Below are 259 nucleotides of genomic sequence, written 5' to 3' on the forward strand. Positions count from 1 at the left end.
CTCCGGGGCGGGGGCTCCGGGGTTCGGGTAGCCGTATCCGCCCTGCGGCGCGGGCGCCTCGGGCGCGGGCGCGGCACTCGCCGGGTGGGGGAACCCGTACCCGCCCTGCGGCGCGGGGGGCGGGAATCCGTACCCGCTCTGCGGGGCCGGCGCGGACGGCCCGCCCGTGGGTGCCGCCGGGTGCGGGTAGCCGTAACCGCCCTGCGGGGCGGGCGGGTTGGCGGCGGCCTGGGGTGCGGGCGTCGCAGGGGTCCCGTCG

Annotated in this window: 1 pseudogene; it reads right to left on the reverse strand. The window is 83.0% G+C overall.

From position 1 onward, the window contains the following. Positions 1-259: pseudogene (locus tag ACSNOK_RS34905) on the reverse strand (PQQ-binding-like beta-propeller repeat protein); the annotation flags it as partial.

This window comes from Streptomyces sp. URMC 126 (assembly GCF_051386555.1).
GTDB lineage: Bacteria > Actinomycetota > Actinomycetes > Streptomycetales > Streptomycetaceae > Streptomyces.